Source organism: Gordonia sp. GONU (genome assembly GCF_024733855.1).
In the GTDB taxonomy this organism is placed as follows: Bacteria; Actinomycetota; Actinomycetes; order Mycobacteriales; family Mycobacteriaceae; genus Gordonia; species Gordonia amicalis.
Map to the genome: position 1 here is coordinate 360,064 of NZ_JANRHB010000001.1, position 16,653 is coordinate 376,716.

The window sequence follows — 16,653 nt, forward strand, 5'->3', positions numbered from 1 at the left end:
GACATCCGTGGGTGACACTCTTGTGACTCACTTCACATTGCATGTCTGATCAGGTAGAAGGTAGGGGTTCGACGAGGCAATTTCCGCAGGTGGGTGACTTCCCCGACACGCGTTGTTAACGTCGATGGCGTTATGCGCCCTTCACAAACAAGAACGGCCCCAACAACTGTCCTTACCGTCGACTATCGGATGCCGACTGTCGCCGACGGTACCCGTCTCTGGGAAATCGCCTCGGACTCAAAGGTTCTCGACGTCAACTCGTCGTATTCCTATGTGCTGTGGTGTCACGACTTCGCCCAGACCTCGATCATCGCCGAAGTCGACGGCCGTCCGGTCGGTTTCGTCACCGGATATCGTCGCCAGAACGATCCATCCACCCTCATGGTGTGGCAGGTCGCCGTCGACGACTCGATGCGCGGACACGGCATCGCCGGGTCCATGCTGCACCACCTCTTCGATCGCGTGAACCGCCTCGGCATGGTGGCGATGCACACCACGATCAGTCCCGACAACATTCCGTCGCAGCGACTGTTCGAGTCGGTGGCGAAGGCTCGCGGCCTGCGTTTCGAACGCCGTGATCTGTTCGCCGCCAACGCTTTCCCGGACTCGCACGAGCCCGAGGACCTCTACATGCTGGAACCGGAGATCCCCGAGCCCTGAGCTCGCGCGTGATCCCTCAGCACCCCCGGACCGCGGCATAGCCCCTGACCGACGGTTTCCGGATGCGCAGTGCCGCAACATCGTTGGCACTGATCCACCACAGCGTCGCTGCGCGACGCCGCTTTTCGAGTTCATATCGCCGATGGGCACCGAACTCACGTTGTCACCCATAGAAGGAAGCACCGATATGCAACTTCTCGACGCCACCCCCGTTCTGGAAAAGTCCTTCGACGATTCCGTCTTCACGACCCACGAATCCGAGGTGCGCAGCTACTGCCGCAACTGGCCTGCGGTCTTCACCACCGCCAAGGGTTCCTACATCACCGACCAGAACGGTCGGGAGTACCTGGACTTCTTCGCGGGCGCCGGTTCGCTGAACTACGGCCACAACAACCCCGAGCTGAAGAAGGCTCTGATCGAGTACATCGAGTCCGACGGCATCACCCACGGTCTCGACATGGCCACCGTCGCCAAGGGGAACTTCATCGAGAAGTTCCACCAGCACATCCTTCAGCCGCGCGGACTCGACTACAAGATCCAGTTCCCCGGTCCGACGGGCACCAACGCCGTCGAGTCGGCCCTCAAGCTGGCCCGCAAGGTGACCGGCCGTGAGTCGATCATCAGCTTCACCAACGCCTTCCACGGCATGACCCTGGGTTCGCTGTCGGTCACCGGCAACTCGATGAAGCGCGCGGGTGCCGGTATCCCCCTGGTCCACGCGACCCCGATGCCGTTCGACAACTACTTCGGCGGCGTCATGGAGGACTTCGCCTGGTTCGAGCGCGTCCTCGACGACTCGGGCAGCGGCCTGAACCGCCCCGCCGCGGTGATCGTCGAGACCGTGCAGGGCGAGGGCGGCGTCAACGTCGCACGCGCCGAGTGGCTGCGCGCGCTGTCGGACCTGTGCGAGCGCCGCGACATCCTGCTCATCGTCGACGACGTCCAGATGGGCTGCGGCCGGACCGGCGAGTTCTTCTCGTTCGAGGAGGCCGGCATCAAGCCCGACATCGTTACGCTGTCCAAGTCGATCAGCGGCTACGGTCTGCCCTTCGCGCTGACCCTGTTCAAGCCCGAGCTCGACGTCTGGACCCCCGGCGAACACAACGGCACCTTCCGCGGCAACAACCCCGCCTTCGTCACCGCCGCCAGGGCCATCGAGACCTACTGGTCCGACGACACCCTGACCCGGGAGATCCACGCGAAGGGTGAGCGCATCCACGAGGTCTTCTCCGACCTCTGCAACCGTTACGAAGGCATCTCGACCCGCGGTCGCGGCATGGTCCGCGGCCTGGCGTTCGACGATCACACGGCAGCCGGGAAGGTCTGTGCGCAGGCCTTCGGCGCCGGGTTGCTCGCCGAGACGTCGGGTCCGTCCGACGAGGTCGTCAAGCTGCTCCCGCCGCTGACCATCTCCCGCGAGGACCTCGACCGCGGCCTGTCCATCCTTTCCGACGCAGTCAAGGAGGTGATCGGATGATCGTCCGAACCACCCAGGAAATCACCGGTACCGATCGCGATGTGGCGGACCCCAAGGGCAACTGGGTCTCCAAGCGCATCGTCCTCGGCGGCGACGGCGTGGGGTTCTCGTTCCACGAGACCACCATCGCCGCCGGCAGCGTGAACGAATTCCACTACGCCAATCACATCGAGGCCGTCTGGCTCGTCGAGGGCACCGGCACCCTGCTCGACCGGGAGACCGGCGAGACCTATCCGCTGGCCCCCGGCACGATGTACCTGCTGAACGGTCACGAACGGCACACGGTCACCGCCGACACGCAGATGCGGATGCTGTGCGTGTTCAATCCGCCGGTCGTCGGCACCGAGGTGCACGACGAGAACGGCGTGTACCCGCTGGTCGCCGTGCCGCAGCCGGCCGGCAAGCATGCCGAGGAGACCGTCGTGTCCTGACGGACGCCATCTCAGAAGAGCATTCCGAGTGCGCACCCTGCCTATCCTGGGCAGGGTGCGCACTCGTCTTCAACTCGGCCAGGCCCCGGCCGAACACACGCCCCTCGACGATGATGTCGCCGAGCGCATCGAGCTCGCGTCCGACATCCTGGCCGGGCGTCGCGTCGCGGTCCTGACCGGCGCCGGCATCTCCACCGACTCGGGGATACCCGACTACCGCAGCCCGGGTTCACCGCCGCGCACGCCGATGACCCTGGAGATGTTCCTGTCCTCCCCCGAGTTCCGCCGGCACTACTGGGCGCGCAATCACCTCGGCTGGCGTCACATGGACGCCGCACTACCCAACGCGGCGCATCTGGCGCTCACCGACATGCAACGCCGCGGCGTGGTCTCGACGGTGATCACTCAGAACGTCGACATGCTGCACACGAAGGCCGGGACGAAGGGCGTGCTGGAACTCCACGGCTGCTATGGGCGCGTACGCTGCCTGACCTGCGACTGGCGGATCTCCCGGCACCGGCTCGCAGAGGAGCTCGAGAAGGTCAACACCGGCTTCGCCGACCGGGTCGCGGGACGCGGCGCCATCGAGGTGGCACCCGATGCGGATGCGACGCTCTCCGACACCTCCGACTTCGTGATGATCGACTGCCCGCACTGCGGCGGCATCCTCAAACCCGACATCGTCTACTTCGGCGAGACGGTTCCGAAACCACTTGTCGCCCAGGCATTCTCCGCGGTCGACGAGTCCGACGCGCTGCTGGTGGTCGGGTCGTCACTGACGGTCATGTCCGGCCTGCGGTTCGCGCGCCGGGCCCATCGCGCCGGTAAGCCGCTGATCATCGTGAACCGCGGACACACCCGCGCCGACGAGCTGGCCGTGCTCAAGATCGACCATCGGGCCGGGGTCGTGCTGCCGGCCCTGGCTGCGGGCTAGAAGTTCAGCGCGACACGACGACCAGGTCGTCGGCATGCACGACGGGCCGCTGCAGTTCGGCCGGGAGTTCGTCGGTCTGGCGGCCGACCATCGAGGTGACGTCGTCGGAGTCATACGAGGCGACGCCGCGCGCCTTCACCGCTCCGCGCTGGTCCACCAGTTCGACGACGTCGCCATCGAAGAACCGGCCCTCGACGCCGACCACCCCGGCGGCGAGAAGCGAACGACGCCGATGGGATACGGCTGCCACCGCACCGTCGTCGAGGACGATCCGACCCCGCGCGTCCGCGGCATGACGCACCCAGAAGCGGCGGGCGGACAACCGCTCCTCGCGGGCGGCGAACACCGTACCCACCGATGCGTCGGCGAGAGCTTGCGCCGCCGACGAGGCGGCGGCCAGCAGGACCGGGACACCGGCATCCGCGGACAGGCGGGCCGCGGCCAGTTTCGAGGCCATCCCGCCGGTACCGAGCGCTCCCCCCGACCCGGCGATGACGCCGTCGAGATCCTCCGGCCCGTTCACCTCGGGGATCAGACGGGCACGTCGGCCGTCGACGCCCACCTTGCGCGGGTCGCCGTCGTAGAGTCCGTCGACATCGGAGAGCAGCACGAGCGCGTCGGCGCCGCTGAGGTGGGCGACGAGGGCGGCGAGCCGGTCGTTGTCGCCGAACCTGATCTCGTTGGTCGCCACCGTGTCGTTCTCGTTGACCACGGCCACCGCACCCAACGACCGCAGACGATCAAGCGTGCGTTGGGCGTTGGCGTGATGCGACCGGTTGGAGATGTCGTCTGCGGTCAGCAGGACCTGCCCCACGGTGCGGCCGTAGCGGGCGAACGAGGTCCCCCAGGCGTGCGCCAGCGCCAGCTGTCCGACGCTTGCCGCAGCCTGCTTGGTTGCGAGGTCCGTCGGACGCTTCTTGAGACCCAGCGGGGCTATACCCGCGCCGATCGCGCCCGACGACACCACGATGACATCGGAGCCGGCACGCATCCGCGCTTCGAGCGCGTCGGCCAGGGCATCGAGCCGATCCCGATCGAGTCCCTCGGTCAGGTCGGTCAGAGCCGACGAGCCGATCTTCACCACGACGCTGCGCGCGTGCGCGATCTGTGCCCGAACGCCCCGAACCTCGATGCGGGCTTCCGCGGTCACGACTGGTCCTGCTCTCCGTCCTCGACGGGCAGCCCGCGGCGCAGCCGGCGCGCCTGCTTACGTTCGGCGGCGCCCACCCGATCGTTGCGGTCGAGTCGGATGTCGGTGCCGCGTCCGGTGACCGGGACGTCGTCACCCATGGGCGTGCTCGGCTCCCAGTCGAAGGTGACCGCACCGATGGTGACCGGCGCACCGGGCTCCGCACCCAGCTTCACCAGTTCGTCTTCGACGCCGAGCCGGTTGAGGCGGTCCGCCAGGTAGCCGACGGCCTCGTCGTTGTCGAACTGCGTCTGCGCGATCCAGCGTTCCGGACGCGAACCGCGGACGATGAAACCGCCCTCGATCTCCGGATCGCGGATGATGGTGAACCCGGTGTCGTCGACCGCCTTCGGACGGATGATCGCGCGGCGGGGCACCTTGGCGGGCTGGGCTTCCCGGTACTCGCGGACCATCTTCGCCAGTGCGAAGGTCAGTTCGCGCAGACCCTCGTGGGCCACGGCCGAGATCCGGAAGACCGGCCAACCGCGTTCGGCGAGTTCGGGTTCGACGAGGTCGGCGAGTTCGGCGGCATCGGGGACGTCGATCTTGTTGAGGATCACCACACGCGGACGCTCGGCCAGGTCGCCCAGACCGTGATCGGCGTCGAGCGCCGGGCGGTAGGCGGCGAGTTCGGCCTCGAGGGCATCGATGTCGGACACCGGGTCGCGACCGGGTTCGAGGGTCGCGCAGTCCACGACATGCGCGAGGACGGCGCACCGCTCGAGGTGGCGCAGGAACTCGAGTCCGAGACCACGGCCGGTCGACGCACCTGGAATCAGGCCGGGCACGTCGGCGATGGTGAACACCTCACCGGCGGTCTGGACCACACCGAGATTCGGCACGAGGGTGGTGAACGGATAGTCGGCGATCTTCGGCTTGGCCGCCGACAGCACCGACACCAGCGACGACTTGCCCGCCGAAGGGAAGCCGACGAGGCCGACGTCGGCCACGGACTTCAGCTCGAGAACGAGGGAACGTTCCTGGCCATCCTCACCGAGGAGGGCGAAGCCGGGGGCCTTGCGGGCCTTCGACGCGAGCGAGGCGTTGCCGAGGCCTCCTCGACCGCCTTGTGCCGCCTCGAAAGTCGTTCCGGCGCCGACCAGGTCGGCGAGAATGGTGCCGTTCTCGTCGAGCACGACGGTACCGTCGGGCACCTTGAGGACGAGATCCTCGCCGTTGGCGCCGTCACGGTTGTCGCCGGCACCGGGTTTGCCGTTGCTCGCCTTGGCATGCGGACGGAAGTGGAAGTCGAGCAGAGTGTGCACCTGCGGGTCGACGACGAGGCGCACCGACCCGCCGTTCCCGCCATTACCGCCGTCCGGGCCGCCGAGAGGTTTGAACTTCTCCCGGTGGACCGAGGCGCAGCCGTGGCCACCGTTGCCCGCCGCGACGTGAATGGTCACGCGGTCGACGAACCGTGACATCGAATCCTTCTTCCATCCAAAAAAGAACAGGGCGGGCCGGGTACGTGATGACCCTGCCCGCCCTGCGAAAAGGCTTGTCGTGCCGGATAGCTCGGGTCAGACCTGAGCGGTTTCCGGGACGATGTTGACCGTCTTGCGGCCACGCTTGCTGCCGAACTCCACCGCGCCTGCGGCGAGCGCGAACAGGGTGTCGTCGCCACCGCGACCGACGTTCACGCCGGGGTGGAACTTGGTGCCGCGCTGACGAACCAGGATCTCTCCCGCGCTCACCTGCTGGCCGCCGAAGCGCTTCACGCCGAGTCGCTGGGCATTGGAATCGCGACCGTTGCGCGAGCTCGATGCGCCCTTCTTATGTGCCATGTGTCAGTCCTCCTGAGGTCTTCGCGAAGCTGGTCGAACTACTTGATCCCGGTGACCTTCAGGAGCGTCAGCTTCTGACGGTGACCCTGGCGCTTGTGGTAGCCGGTCTTGTTCTTGAACTTGTGGATGCGGATCTTGGGGCCCTTGACGTGCTCCACGACCTCGCCGGTGACCGAGATCTTGGCCAGCTTGTCGGCGTCGGTGGTCAGGGTCGAGCCGTCGACGACCAACGCGACCGGCAGGCTCACCGTGGAGCCGACCTTCTCGTCGATCTTCTCGACCTTGACAATGTCGCCCTCAGCGACCTTGTACTGCTTACCGCCGGTCTTGACGATCGCGTACGTTGCCATCGAAGTTCTTCCTCTTACTCGTCTGGTCGGGCCCTCGCCAGCGCCGAGGCGCTCTCGAAGGCGTTCGTGTAGTGCATCCCGGCGCGGGCCGCAGTCGACCCAGTCAGCTGACCGGGAGTGGCTGCAGATCACACCAGAGGGCCTGCCACGGGATTCGCGCCGCTGCCGGTGCACGTGGCACGCAGAACAGCGCAGACCCTCCGCGGGAGGCGACTTTCCAAGGTTACGGGAACGGCGGTGGCCGGGTCAAACCAGCCCCGCCGGCCCGTCCCTCGGCGATCAGCTGTCGGTCGGCGGCGGTCCGGCGGGCCGGCCCGCCGTACGCTTCCGCGGGCGCCGGCGTACCGCGACCACGGACTCCCCGGTGGAGACCGGACCGAAGGTCGTCTTGGGCGCCTCCGGTGCCGCGTCGACGGCCGTCATCACCACGTTCTCCGGTGCGGTGGTGGTCTGCGCTGGGCGCCGGACCACCCGGCGGCGGCGCTTGGCCACCGCGGGAGCCTGCCCATCGGTCGACAGGACCGGTTCCTCGGCCTTCACCGGTTCCGCTTCCGCCGCTTCCGGTTCCACCGCTTCCGGTTCCGCCGCTTCCAGTTCCGCGGCTTCCGGTTCCGACACGGTCTCGGCCACCGGCTCGGGGGTCTCCGGCTTCTCGGGCGCGCCCTCGGGGTGATCACCCTCGTGGTACTCGCCCTCGGGGTGCTCGTCGTCGTGGTTGTGTGCGGCCATGGCCCGGAACAACGGGTGTTCGGCAGCGGGCTTGTGTGCCGGCTGCGGCGCCGCCTTGGTCTCGGCGGGTGCCTCCGACGACTTCTTCTTGCCGCGGCGCGAACGCTTGGAGCCGGCGCTGTCCGAACGCGCCGAGTCGTCGCCGCGCACCTCGACCGGGTTGGTGTGCACGATCAGGCCGCGACCGCCACACGTCGAGCACGGGGTCGAGAACGCCTCGAGCAGACCGGTGCCGAGACGCTTGCGGGTCATCTGCACCAGGCCGAGCGAGGTCACCTCCGACACCTGGTGGCGGGTACGGTCCCGAGCCAGGGCCTCGGTGAGGCGACGCAGCACCAGGTCACGGTTGGACTCGAGGACCATGTCGATGAAGTCGACGATGATCATGCCGCCGATGTCGCGCAGGCGCATCTGCCGCACGATCTCCTCGGCCGCCTCGAGGTTGTTGCGGGTGACCGTCTCCTCGAGGTTGCCCCCCGAACCGGTGAACTTGCCGGTGTTGACGTCGACGACCGTCATGGCCTCGGTGTGCTCGATGATCAGCGTGCCGCCCGACGGCAGCCACACCTTGCGGTCGAGCGCCTTTGCGAGTTGCTCGTCGATGCGATGGACCACGAACGAATCGGGTGCATCGGCGTGCGGCTTGCTGAACTGCTCGACCCGCTCCATGAGGTCGGGTGCGACGGAACTGACGTAACCCTCGACGAGGTTCCACGCCTTGTCGCCCTCGACGACGAGCTTCTTGAAGTCTTCGTTGAACAGGTCACGCACCACGCGAACCAGCAGATCGGGCTCCTCGTACAGCGCACGCGGGGCCGACGAGCCACCCTTCTTGGCCTGCGCGACCGATTCCTCGATCGACTTCCACTGCGATTCGAGACGAGCTATGTCGGCACCGAGTTCCTCGGCACTGACGCCTTCTGAGGCGGTGCGGATGATCACTCCGGCCTCGTCGGGCACGAGCTTGGCCAGGATCTGCTTGAGACGCTTGCGCTCGACGTCGGGCAGCTTGCGGCTGATACCGGTCGACGACCCGCCCGGCACGTAGACGAGGTACCGGCCGGCCAGGGAGATCTGCGTGGTCAGGCGGGCACCCTTGTGTCCCACCGGGTCCTTGCTGACCTGCACCAGCACGTTGTCGCCGGGCTTGAGCGCCTGCTCGATCTTCCGCGAGCCGCCGTCGAGTCCGGCGGCATCCCAGTTGACCTCGCCGGCGTACAGCACACCGTTGCGGCCGCGGCCGATGTCGACGAAAGCCGCCTCCATGCCGGGCAGCACGTTCTGCACGCGGCCGAGGTAGATGTTGCCCACCATCGACGACGACGTCGCCGTGGTGACGAAGTGTTCGACGAGGACGCCGTCCTCGAGCACCGCGACCTGGGTGTAGTCCTCCACCGCGGCGAGCTCGTGGCCGTCGCCGTCGGAGATGCTGCTGTTGGCGCTGCGCTCGCGCACCACCATCACGCGGTCGACGGCCTCGCGACGGGCGAGGAACTCCGACTCGGTCAGGATCGGCGGGCGTCGACGGCCCGCGTCGCGTCCGTCGCGACGGCGCTGACGCTTGGCCTCGAGTCGGGTCGAACCGGAGATGCCCTGCACCTCGTCGCGCGCACGCTTGCTCCGGGGTTCACGTTCGTGGACCACCGTGTTCGGCGGATCGTCCGGCGAACCCTCGTCGGGTTCTCCCCCGCCCTTGCGCCGGCGGCGGCGACGCCGACGGCGGGTCGAGGACGCCTCATCCGAGTCGTCGCCTTCACCGTCGTCCGACTCGGTGTCGTCACCGGAATCGGTGGCCGTCGAGGAGTCGCCCTCCGACACATCCGCGGAAGCGGCCTCCTTCTGATCGGCCTCCTCCGAGTTCTCTCCGGCTGACCGCCGGCTGCGACGACGTCGGCGTCCGGTCGGCTCGCCATCACCGGCGGCCGACTCCTCGGACTGCGACTCATCCGTCTTGTTCTCGTCGCCGGATTCGTCGGCCGTCGACTCGGAGTCGGTTGCCGAGTCCTCGGCGCGGTCACCGGTCTCGTCCGACTCGGTGTCATCCGACGAATCGCCGGACTCGCCCTGGTCGCCGCGGCCGCGACCACGACCACGACGTCCGCGACGGCGACGACGGCTACGACCCGAACCCGAGTCGTCGGCGTCGGTGCTGTCGGTGTCGGTCTCGTCGGCGTCCTCTTCGGGAGCCTGGTCGTCAGCGGAGGTGTCGGCAGAAGGTGCGCCGGTCGACGGCGCTTTCTTCTCGGCTTTCGCCGGCTTGTCGGGCTGCTCTGACTTCTCGGGCTGCGCCGGCTTCTCCGCCTGCGCTGGCTTCTCCGCCTGCGCCGGCTTCTCGGGCTGCGCCGGCTTCTCGGCCTGCTTCGCCGCGCGCGCGGTCTTCGGCTTCTCGGCGGGCGCCTGTGGCTGGAGGAACAGCGGCTGGGTGCCGAAGGACGTGTCGTCCTCGGCGGCCTGCGCCGCGACCGGCTCGTCGTAGCGGGTGGCCGCGGCCGAGAACAGACTCGGCGGCTCCTCGACCTTCGGAACCTCGACGGCCGGCTCTTCCACCTTCGGCGCCTCGGCGACCGGCTCTTCGACCGTCGGTGCCTCGGGGGTGGTCTCTTCGACCTTCGGCGCCTCGGGGGCCGGCGCTTCGACCTGCGGCGCCGCGGGGGTGGCCTCTTCGGCCGGGACCGGCGTCACCGCCTCGTCCGCTTCCACGTTGGCCCGCACCCGTTCGGCCACGGCCTGCGCCAACTCACGGTCGACGCTGGATTGTGGGCTGCGCGTCTGCACCCCGAGATTGGCCAGGTGCGCCAGCACCTGCCGACTCGTCAGGCCCAGGAAGCGGGCCAGTGCGTGCACACGAAGTTTGCTGGGAAATTCTTCCACCGGTTCTGACGCTGCGTTCGCGTCAGCCGGTGACCCGTTGTCGGTCACTCAGTCTCCTCGAACCCCCGGGCGCGTCGGGCTGACGCGGCCACGCGAGGGTCTGCTCTGTGTCCCGGTCACGTATGACCGGTGTTGTGTGGTCTCCGCGTCATCACGCTGATCCGAGAGTCGGTTCAGCAGAGAACGCTCTTGCTGTGTCGATGACCGCATCCCGGGCGCCTTCCACGCCACCGGGCACAGGGCAGAGCCTGAGTGTTCGGCTGCTGGCAGCAGTACGAACCTCGGCGGGATCAGCTGTGGTTGTGGGCGTCGCGATGCGGATCTACCGCACCGCGACGCGCCGAACCAGGGCGCGTCATCCGGCCATCGTCGACAAAGTGTGCCGGCGATAACCCTGCAAGTATCCCACACGGTGGTCGGATGACCGCAAAGTATGCGCGTTTGAGCCGCGCGTCGAACCGAGGGAACCTCGGTCAGCCTGCGAGTTCGGGGAACCAGAGAGCGATCTCACGCTCGGCCGATTCCGGCGAGTCCGAGCCGTGGACCAGGTTGTACTGGGTGTTCAAGGCGTAGTCCGCGCGGATGGTGCCGGGCACCGCCTTATCGACGGGATCGGTGCCGCCGGCGATCTGCCGGAAGGCGGCGACGGCGCGCGGGCCCTCGAGGACGGCCGCGACCAGCGGGCCGGAGGTGATGAACTCCAGCAACGAGGGGTAGAAGGGCTTGCCCTCGTGTTCCGCGTAGTGGCCGCGGGCGACCTCGTCGCTTGCGGTCTTGAGCTCGAGAGCCACAAGAGTGAGCCCCTTGCGCTCGATGCGGCTGATGATGTCGCCGACGAGCAAGCGTTGGACGCCGTCCGGCTTGATGAGTACGAGAGTGCGTTCAGTCACGCCTCACACCTTAACGACCGGCGACCGGATTCCGACGGTCAGGCGCAGTACTCACCGGCGACCGGGAAGAAGCCGTAGTTGAACAGGCTGCCCGACCGCGACTGTGGGTCGACGACGACCTGGAGACACCCACCGGGCGAGGCCAACGCACCGGCGAGAGCGAGGTCGAATTGTTGCGCGAGAGCAAGATTCGCCGGACGGTACTGGGCGGGCACCGGCAACGTCGCGATGGCCTCGGGCGCCTTCATACCCGCCGCGCGCTTGGTGACGGAGTGGGTCGCGAGGTAGCTGAACTCTCCCTGCGAGACGGGAACCGGAGCGCCTGCCTCGGGTACCGCGAACGCTTCCAGGGCCGGCGGCGTCTGCTCAGGTGCGGGTGCCGCCGAGGCGACGGCGGGCGCGGCCAGAGCGAATGCCGCCGCACCGGCGAGGGCCATTCCGGCCGAGCGGCCGATTCGGGCGGAGGTGCGGGGGCGATCAGAACCGGAGGGGGTCCGGGAAAACAGGAACTGCACGTACGTCCTCACGTTGGATGTCGTCACGATGGCGGGTTGCGGTGGGATGAAGCCAGGCGGGAACTCGCCGGCTCCCCACGGCTTGCGCCATTGTTGCAGCAACCCTCGCGGTCCGCTCCCGTTCGCCGATAACGGTCCGGACACAGGTCTTGCGACCACCAAACCGCTGTCGGGACAGCGTTGACTCCCCAGGTGGGACGTGCGTCAGTCGATCGGTTCCTGACCGGGGAGCATGCCCAGTTCGACGCGTTTCTCCACATCTCGCTTGATGTAGACGATGTAGAGCCAGACCGATCCGAAGACCACACCGACGACGGCGATGGACCAGTGGAAGATGCCACCGACGATCACCGCCATCTGCAGGCCGAGGTCGAGCTTGAGCGCGTACGGGCGGCCCTGCATCCCTGCGGCCGCGATCATCGCGAGCACGAGGAGGGTCAGGTATCCGCCGGACAGCCAGGTCAGGCCGCCGCCGAGTCGCCAGACGATCGGGAACGCCAGGATGATCACGATGACCTCGAGGATCATCGTCCCGGCCATCACCCCGCGCAGGCCCTTCCACGGGTCGTTTGTGGGCGGCGTGTACCGGGTCATGAGGGTTCCTTACCGAACAGGGTGCGGGCGGCGCCGGCGGTCACGACCGACCCGGTGATGACCACTCCCGCACCCGAGACACGCTGACCTTCGGAGTCCTCCGCGAGGGCGATGGCTTCTTCGACGGCGTCGGGCAGGAACGGCTTGACGACGACCCGTTCCTCGCCGAACACCGCGTGTGCGTACTCTGCGAGCGTCTCGGCGTCGAGGGCACGCGGCGAACCGTTGTTGGTGATGACGACGGCGTCGAACACGGGCTCGAGAGCCTCGAGTAGTCCTCGGGCGTCCTTGTCGCCGAGCACTCCGATGACGCCGATGAGGCGGCGGAAGTCGAACTCCTCGGCCAGCGCCTGAGCCAATGCGGTCGCGCCGTGCGGATTGTGCGCGGCGTCGGCGAAGACCGTCGGTGCGCTGCGCAGCCGCTCGAGCCGTCCGGGGTTGCCGACGGCGGCGAACCCGCTCCGGATCGCGTCGATGTCGAGCTGGCGATCGGGGCCGGCACCGAAGAATGCCTCCACCGCGGCGAGGGCCAGAGACGCGTTGGCGGCCTGGTGGGCGCCGTGCAGCGGCAGGAAGACCTCGTCGTAGACGCCGCCGAGTCCCTGGATTCTCAGCATCTGGCCGCCGACGGCGGTGGCCGAGTCGAGAACCGCGAACTCCGAACCCTGACGGGCGACGACCGTGCCCGCCTCGACGGCAGCGCGCAGCAGTACGTCCATCACCTCGGGGCTCTGCTCGGCGATGATCGTGACCGGGTCGACGGCGCCGAGTGCGCCGGGCTCGCCGGGTTTGATGATCCCTGCCTTCTCCCCCGCGATGGCGGTGAGCGTGTCGCCGAGGTAGTCGGCGTGGTCCATCGCGATCGGCGTGATGACCGAGACGATTCCGTCGATGACGTTGGTGGCGTCCCAGCGTCCACCCATGCCGGTCTCGACCACCGCGACGTCGACCGGGGCCTCGGCGAAGACCGCGTAGGCCATCGCGGTCAGCACCTCGAACTTGCTCATCCGCGGGCCGCCCGCGGCGGTCGAGCTGTCGTCGACCATCGTGATGTACGGCTCGAGCTCGCGGTAGGTGTCGATGTAGGTCCGCGCGCGGATCGGTTTGCCGTCGACCGAGATCCGCTCGGTGACCCGCTGCAGGTGCGGGCTCGTGATCCGGCCGGTCCGGCGGTGCAGGGCGGTCATCAGCGCATCGATCATCCGCGTCACCGACGTCTTGCCGTTGGTGCCCGCGACGTGGATCGCGGGGTAGCTGTGCTGGGGCGACCCGAGCAGGTCCATCAGGGCCGCGATGCGCGTCAGCGACGGTTCGATCCTGGTCTCGGGCCAGCGGGTGTCGAGTTCGGCCTCGACCTCGGCGAGTTCGGCGAGATCGTCTGCACTGTCGTGGACGGTCAGCGGCGGCCGGTCGGTCTCGGCGTCCGCCGCTCGTTCCTCCGCGTCGAGTAGCTCCGACAATCCCAGCGGATCCTCGCCGACGACGGCGGGATCCTCTTCCGGGAAGCCGGTCTCGTCGCTCACGCGCCGCCGGCCAGACTCGCCAGCTTCGCGTTCAGCCGCTCGACCTCTTCGGTGGCGATCCGCTGGCGGTTCCGGATCTTGCTCACCACCTGGTCGGGAGCCTTGGACAGGAACTGCTCGTTGCCGAGTTTGGCCGAGGTGGTCGCCAGTTCCTTCTCGGCGACCGCCAGGTCCTTGGTGAGACGCTTCCGTTCGGCTTCGACGTCCACGGTTCCGGAGGTGTCGATGGCGACGGTGACGGTTGCGACGGACAGGCGGACCTCGATGGTCGCGGTGGCCCCGAAGCCGGGTCCGGCGGCATCGAGACGCGCCAGCGACTGCACGTAGGGCAGCAACGGCTCGAGGCCGGACTCCCCCAGTCCGTCGAACTGGGCGGCGACCCGCTGCCCCGGACGCAGTCCCTGGTCGCTGCGGAAGCGGCGCACCTCGGTGATGAGGCGCTGCAGATCGGCGATGCGAGCCGCCGAATCGGTCGACCAGTCGCGTCCCGACGGGGTCGGCCACTCGGCGATGACGAGCGATTCGCCCCCGGTGAGCGTCTTCCACAGCACCTCGGTGACGAAGGGCATCACCGGCGACAGCGCGCGAAGCAGCGGTTCGAGAACCGCACCGAGCACGACAGATGTTGTCTCCGAACGCTTCTCGTCATTCTCGGCGAACTGGACCTTGGCCAGCTCGAGGTACCAGTCGCACACCTCGTCCCAGGCGAAGTGATAGAGCGACTCGCAGGCCTTGGAGAACTCGTAGGACTCGAAGCCGGCGTCGACCTCGGCGAGCACCTCGTCGAGACGGCCGAGAATCCACCGGTCGGCGTCGGTCAGGGCCGACGCATCGGGCAGCTCGGCGACCTTGGCGCCGTTCATCAGCGCGAACTTGGTCGCGTTGTACAGCTTGGTCGCGAAGTTGCGCGACGACTGGGCGTGATCCTCGCCCACCGAGATGTCCGCGCCCGGGTTGGCACCGCGAGCCAGGGTGAAGCGCAGCGCGTCGGCCCCGAAGCGCTCGACCCAGTCGAGCGGATCGATGCCGTTGCCCTTCGACTTCGACATCTTGCGGCCGTGCTCGTCGCGGACCAGGCCGTGCAGGAACAAATTGTGGAACGGGATCTCGTTACCCGGACCCAGATCCTTGCCGACGTAGGTCCCGAACATCATCATCCGCGCCACCCAGAAGAACAGGATGTCGTATCCGGTGACGAGAACCGAGGTGGGATAGAACTTCTCGAGATCGTCGGTCTTCTCCGGCCAGCCCATGGTGGAGAACGGCCACAGGCCCGAGGAGAACCAGGTGTCGAGGACGTCAGTTTCCTGGACGTATCCCTCCGGCGCCTCCTCATCGGGTCCGACGCACACGACCTCGCCGTCCGGGCCGTACCAGATCGGGATGCGATGTCCCCACCACAGCTGACGCGAGATGCACCAGTCGTGCATGTCGTCGACCCAGCCGAACCAGCGCGGCTCCATCGACTTCGGGTGGATCACCGTGGACCCGTCCCGGACGGCGTCGCCGGCGGCCTGCGCCAGCGACGAGACGTCGACCCACCACTGCATCGACAGGCGGGGTTCGATCGGCTCACCGGTGCGCTCGGAGTGTCCGACGCTGTGCAGGTACGGACGCACCTCCTTGACGATGCGCCCCTGCTCGGCGAGGGCTTCGCGGACCTTGACCCGCGCCTCGAAACGGTCCATGCCGTCGAATTGAGTTCCCGTGTCGGCGATTCGGGCCGATTCGTCCATGATCGTCGGCATCGGCAAGTTGTGCCGCTGGCCGAGCGCGAAGTCGTTGGGGTCGTGCGCCGGGGTGATCTTCACTGCGCCGCTGCCGAATTCGGGGTCGACGTAGTCGTCGGCGACGACCGGGATCTTCCGATCGAGGAACGGGTGCGGCAGTTCGGTGCCGATCAGATGCGCGTAGCGCTCGTCGTCGGGGTGCACGGCGATCGCGGTGTCGCCGAGCATCGTCTCCAGACGCGTCGTGGCCACCACGATGTGGGGTTCGGAGTCGTCGAGGGAGCCGTACCGGAAGCTGACGAGTTCACCCTCGACGTCGGCGTAGCTGACCTCGATGTCACTGACCGCGGTCTTGAGGACCGGAGACCAGTTGACCAGACGCTCGGCCTGGTAGATCAGCCCGTCGTCGAACATCTTCTTGAAGACGGTGTGCACCGCGCGTGACAGACCCTCGTCCATCGTGAAGCGCTCGCGGGACCAGTCGACGCCGTCACCGAGGCGACGCATCTGCTCGCCGATGTTGCCGCCGATCTCGGCCTTCTCGGCCCAGACGCGCTCGATGAAGGCCTCGCGGCCCAGGTCGTCGCGGGTCTTGCCCTCGGTGGCCAGCTTGCGCTCGACCATCGTCTGCATCGCGATCGCCGCGTGGTCCATGCCGGGCAGCCACAGCACCTCGTAGCCCTGCATCCGGCGACGGCGCGACAACGCGTCCATGAGGACGTGCTCGTACGCGTGGCCCATGTGCAGCGACCCGTTGACGTTGGGCGGCGGGATCACGATGGAGAACGGGGGCTTGTCACTCTCGGCGTCGGCGGTGAAGTAGCCGGCATCGACCCAGCCCTGGTAGAGCGTCGCCTCGTGCTGGGCGGGGTCCCAGGATTTCGGCAACTCGTTCTCGGGCGGCGCGGATGTGGGGTCGAGTGATGTCACGGCCGCCATTCTATGTTTCCGCCGGGTGTGACCTCGCCCCGGACCT

General features: G+C 67.8%; 14 protein-coding genes. 4 read left to right on the forward strand and 10 right to left on the reverse strand.

The annotated features are described in order from the left end of the window. The first annotated feature begins 132 nt into the window (after nt 1-132). The 4 genes from ectA to NWF34_RS01690 all read left to right on the forward strand — a co-directional run bounded on the left by ectA (nt 133) and on the right by NWF34_RS01690 (nt 3,502). Nucleotides 133-660, forward strand: coding sequence for a diaminobutyrate acetyltransferase (ectA, locus tag NWF34_RS01675; RefSeq protein WP_024498376.1), 528 nt, complete (start codon nt 133-135; stop codon nt 658-660). A gap of 187 nt (nt 661-847) precedes the next feature. Further along, nucleotides 848-2,137: a diaminobutyrate--2-oxoglutarate transaminase gene (gene ectB / locus NWF34_RS01680; RefSeq protein ID WP_024498375.1), complete on the forward strand. Its 1,290-nt coding sequence runs from the start codon at nt 848-850 to the stop codon at nt 2,135-2,137. Further along, nucleotides 2,134-2,568 (forward strand): ectoine synthase, encoded by a 435-nt coding sequence (locus NWF34_RS01685; protein ID WP_006437211.1) that lies wholly within the window; start codon nt 2,134-2,136, stop codon nt 2,566-2,568. The genes ectB and NWF34_RS01685 overlap by 4 nt, the downstream gene beginning before the upstream one ends. Before the next feature lie 55 nt (nt 2,569-2,623). Next, entirely contained in the window at nt 2,624-3,502 is an 879-nt protein-coding gene (locus NWF34_RS01690; RefSeq protein WP_024498374.1) for a Sir2 family NAD-dependent protein deacetylase, read from the forward strand. A gap of 4 nt (nt 3,503-3,506) precedes the next feature. Here the strand turns inward: NWF34_RS01690 and proB are convergent, their stop codons facing one another. The 10 genes from proB to NWF34_RS01740 all read right to left on the reverse strand — a co-directional run bounded on the left by proB (nt 3,507) and on the right by NWF34_RS01740 (nt 16,616). Next, the gene (proB, locus tag NWF34_RS01695) at nt 3,507-4,652 is read right to left on the reverse strand and encodes a glutamate 5-kinase (protein WP_024498373.1); all 1,146 of its coding nucleotides are present in this window, start codon (nt 4,650-4,652) and stop codon (nt 3,507-3,509) included. Further along, entirely contained in the window at nt 4,649-6,115 is a 1,467-nt protein-coding gene (gene obgE, locus NWF34_RS01700; protein ID WP_024498372.1) for a GTPase ObgE, read from the reverse strand. Before obgE ends, proB begins: the two co-directional genes overlap by 4 nt. Nucleotides 6,116-6,211: 96 nt before the next feature. Then, a complete protein-coding gene (gene rpmA / locus NWF34_RS01705; RefSeq protein WP_005198946.1) occupies nt 6,212-6,475 on the reverse strand; it encodes a 50S ribosomal protein L27 in 264 nt (87 codons plus the stop codon). Between the two features lie 38 nt (nt 6,476-6,513). After that, nucleotides 6,514-6,825: a 50S ribosomal protein L21 gene (gene rplU / locus NWF34_RS01710; protein ID WP_006437207.1), complete on the reverse strand. Its 312-nt coding sequence runs from the start codon at nt 6,823-6,825 to the stop codon at nt 6,514-6,516. Nucleotides 6,826-7,104: 279 nt separating this feature from the next. After that, a complete protein-coding gene (locus tag NWF34_RS01715; RefSeq protein ID WP_024498371.1) occupies nt 7,105-10,473 on the reverse strand; it encodes a translation initiation factor IF-2 N-terminal domain-containing protein in 3,369 nt (1,122 codons plus the stop codon). Nucleotides 10,474-10,898: 425 nt separating this feature from the next. Beyond that, entirely contained in the window at nt 10,899-11,315 is a 417-nt protein-coding gene (gene ndk, locus NWF34_RS01720) for a nucleoside-diphosphate kinase (RefSeq protein WP_024498370.1), read from the reverse strand. Nucleotides 11,316-11,353: 38 nt separating this feature from the next. After that, on the reverse strand, nt 11,354-11,830 hold the full coding sequence (locus NWF34_RS01725) for a hypothetical protein (RefSeq protein WP_024498369.1): 477 nt from the start codon (nt 11,828-11,830) through the stop codon (nt 11,354-11,356). A 204-nt stretch (nt 11,831-12,034) separates the two neighbouring features. After that, the gene (locus tag NWF34_RS01730) at nt 12,035-12,424 is read right to left on the reverse strand and encodes a DUF4233 domain-containing protein (protein WP_024498368.1); all 390 of its coding nucleotides are present in this window, start codon (nt 12,422-12,424) and stop codon (nt 12,035-12,037) included. Next, entirely contained in the window at nt 12,421-13,947 is a 1,527-nt protein-coding gene (locus NWF34_RS01735) for a folylpolyglutamate synthase/dihydrofolate synthase family protein (RefSeq protein WP_024498367.1), read from the reverse strand. Before NWF34_RS01735 ends, NWF34_RS01730 begins: the two co-directional genes overlap by 4 nt. After that, nucleotides 13,944-16,616, reverse strand: a complete 2,673-nt coding sequence (locus tag NWF34_RS01740; RefSeq protein WP_035760346.1) for a valine--tRNA ligase — start codon at nt 16,614-16,616, stop codon at nt 13,944-13,946. The genes NWF34_RS01735 and NWF34_RS01740 overlap by 4 nt, the downstream gene beginning before the upstream one ends. Nucleotides 16,617-16,653: the final 37 nt, after the last annotated feature.

Bases quoted from the DNA above. Each gene is read 5' to 3' on its own strand.
- ectA (WP_024498376.1), top strand. From the start codon at position 133: ATGCGCCCTTCACAAACAAGAACGGCCCCAACAACTGTCCTTACCGTC.
- ectB (WP_024498375.1), top strand. From the start codon at position 848: ATGCAACTTCTCGACGCCACCCCCGTTCTGGAAAAGTCCTTCGACGAT.
- NWF34_RS01685 (WP_006437211.1), top strand. From the start codon at position 2,134: ATGATCGTCCGAACCACCCAGGAAATCACCGGTACCGATCGCGATGTG.
- obgE (WP_024498372.1), bottom strand. From the start codon at position 6,115: ATGTCACGGTTCGTCGACCGCGTGACCATTCACGTCGCGGCGGGCAAC.
- rpmA (WP_005198946.1), bottom strand. From the start codon at position 6,475: ATGGCACATAAGAAGGGCGCATCGAGCTCGCGCAACGGTCGCGATTCC.
- rplU (WP_006437207.1), bottom strand. From the start codon at position 6,825: ATGGCAACGTACGCGATCGTCAAGACCGGCGGTAAGCAGTACAAGGTC.
- NWF34_RS01730 (WP_024498368.1), bottom strand. From the start codon at position 12,424: ATGACCCGGTACACGCCGCCCACAAACGACCCGTGGAAGGGCCTGCGC.
- NWF34_RS01740 (WP_035760346.1), bottom strand. From the start codon at position 16,616: ATGGCGGCCGTGACATCACTCGACCCCACATCCGCGCCGCCCGAGAAC.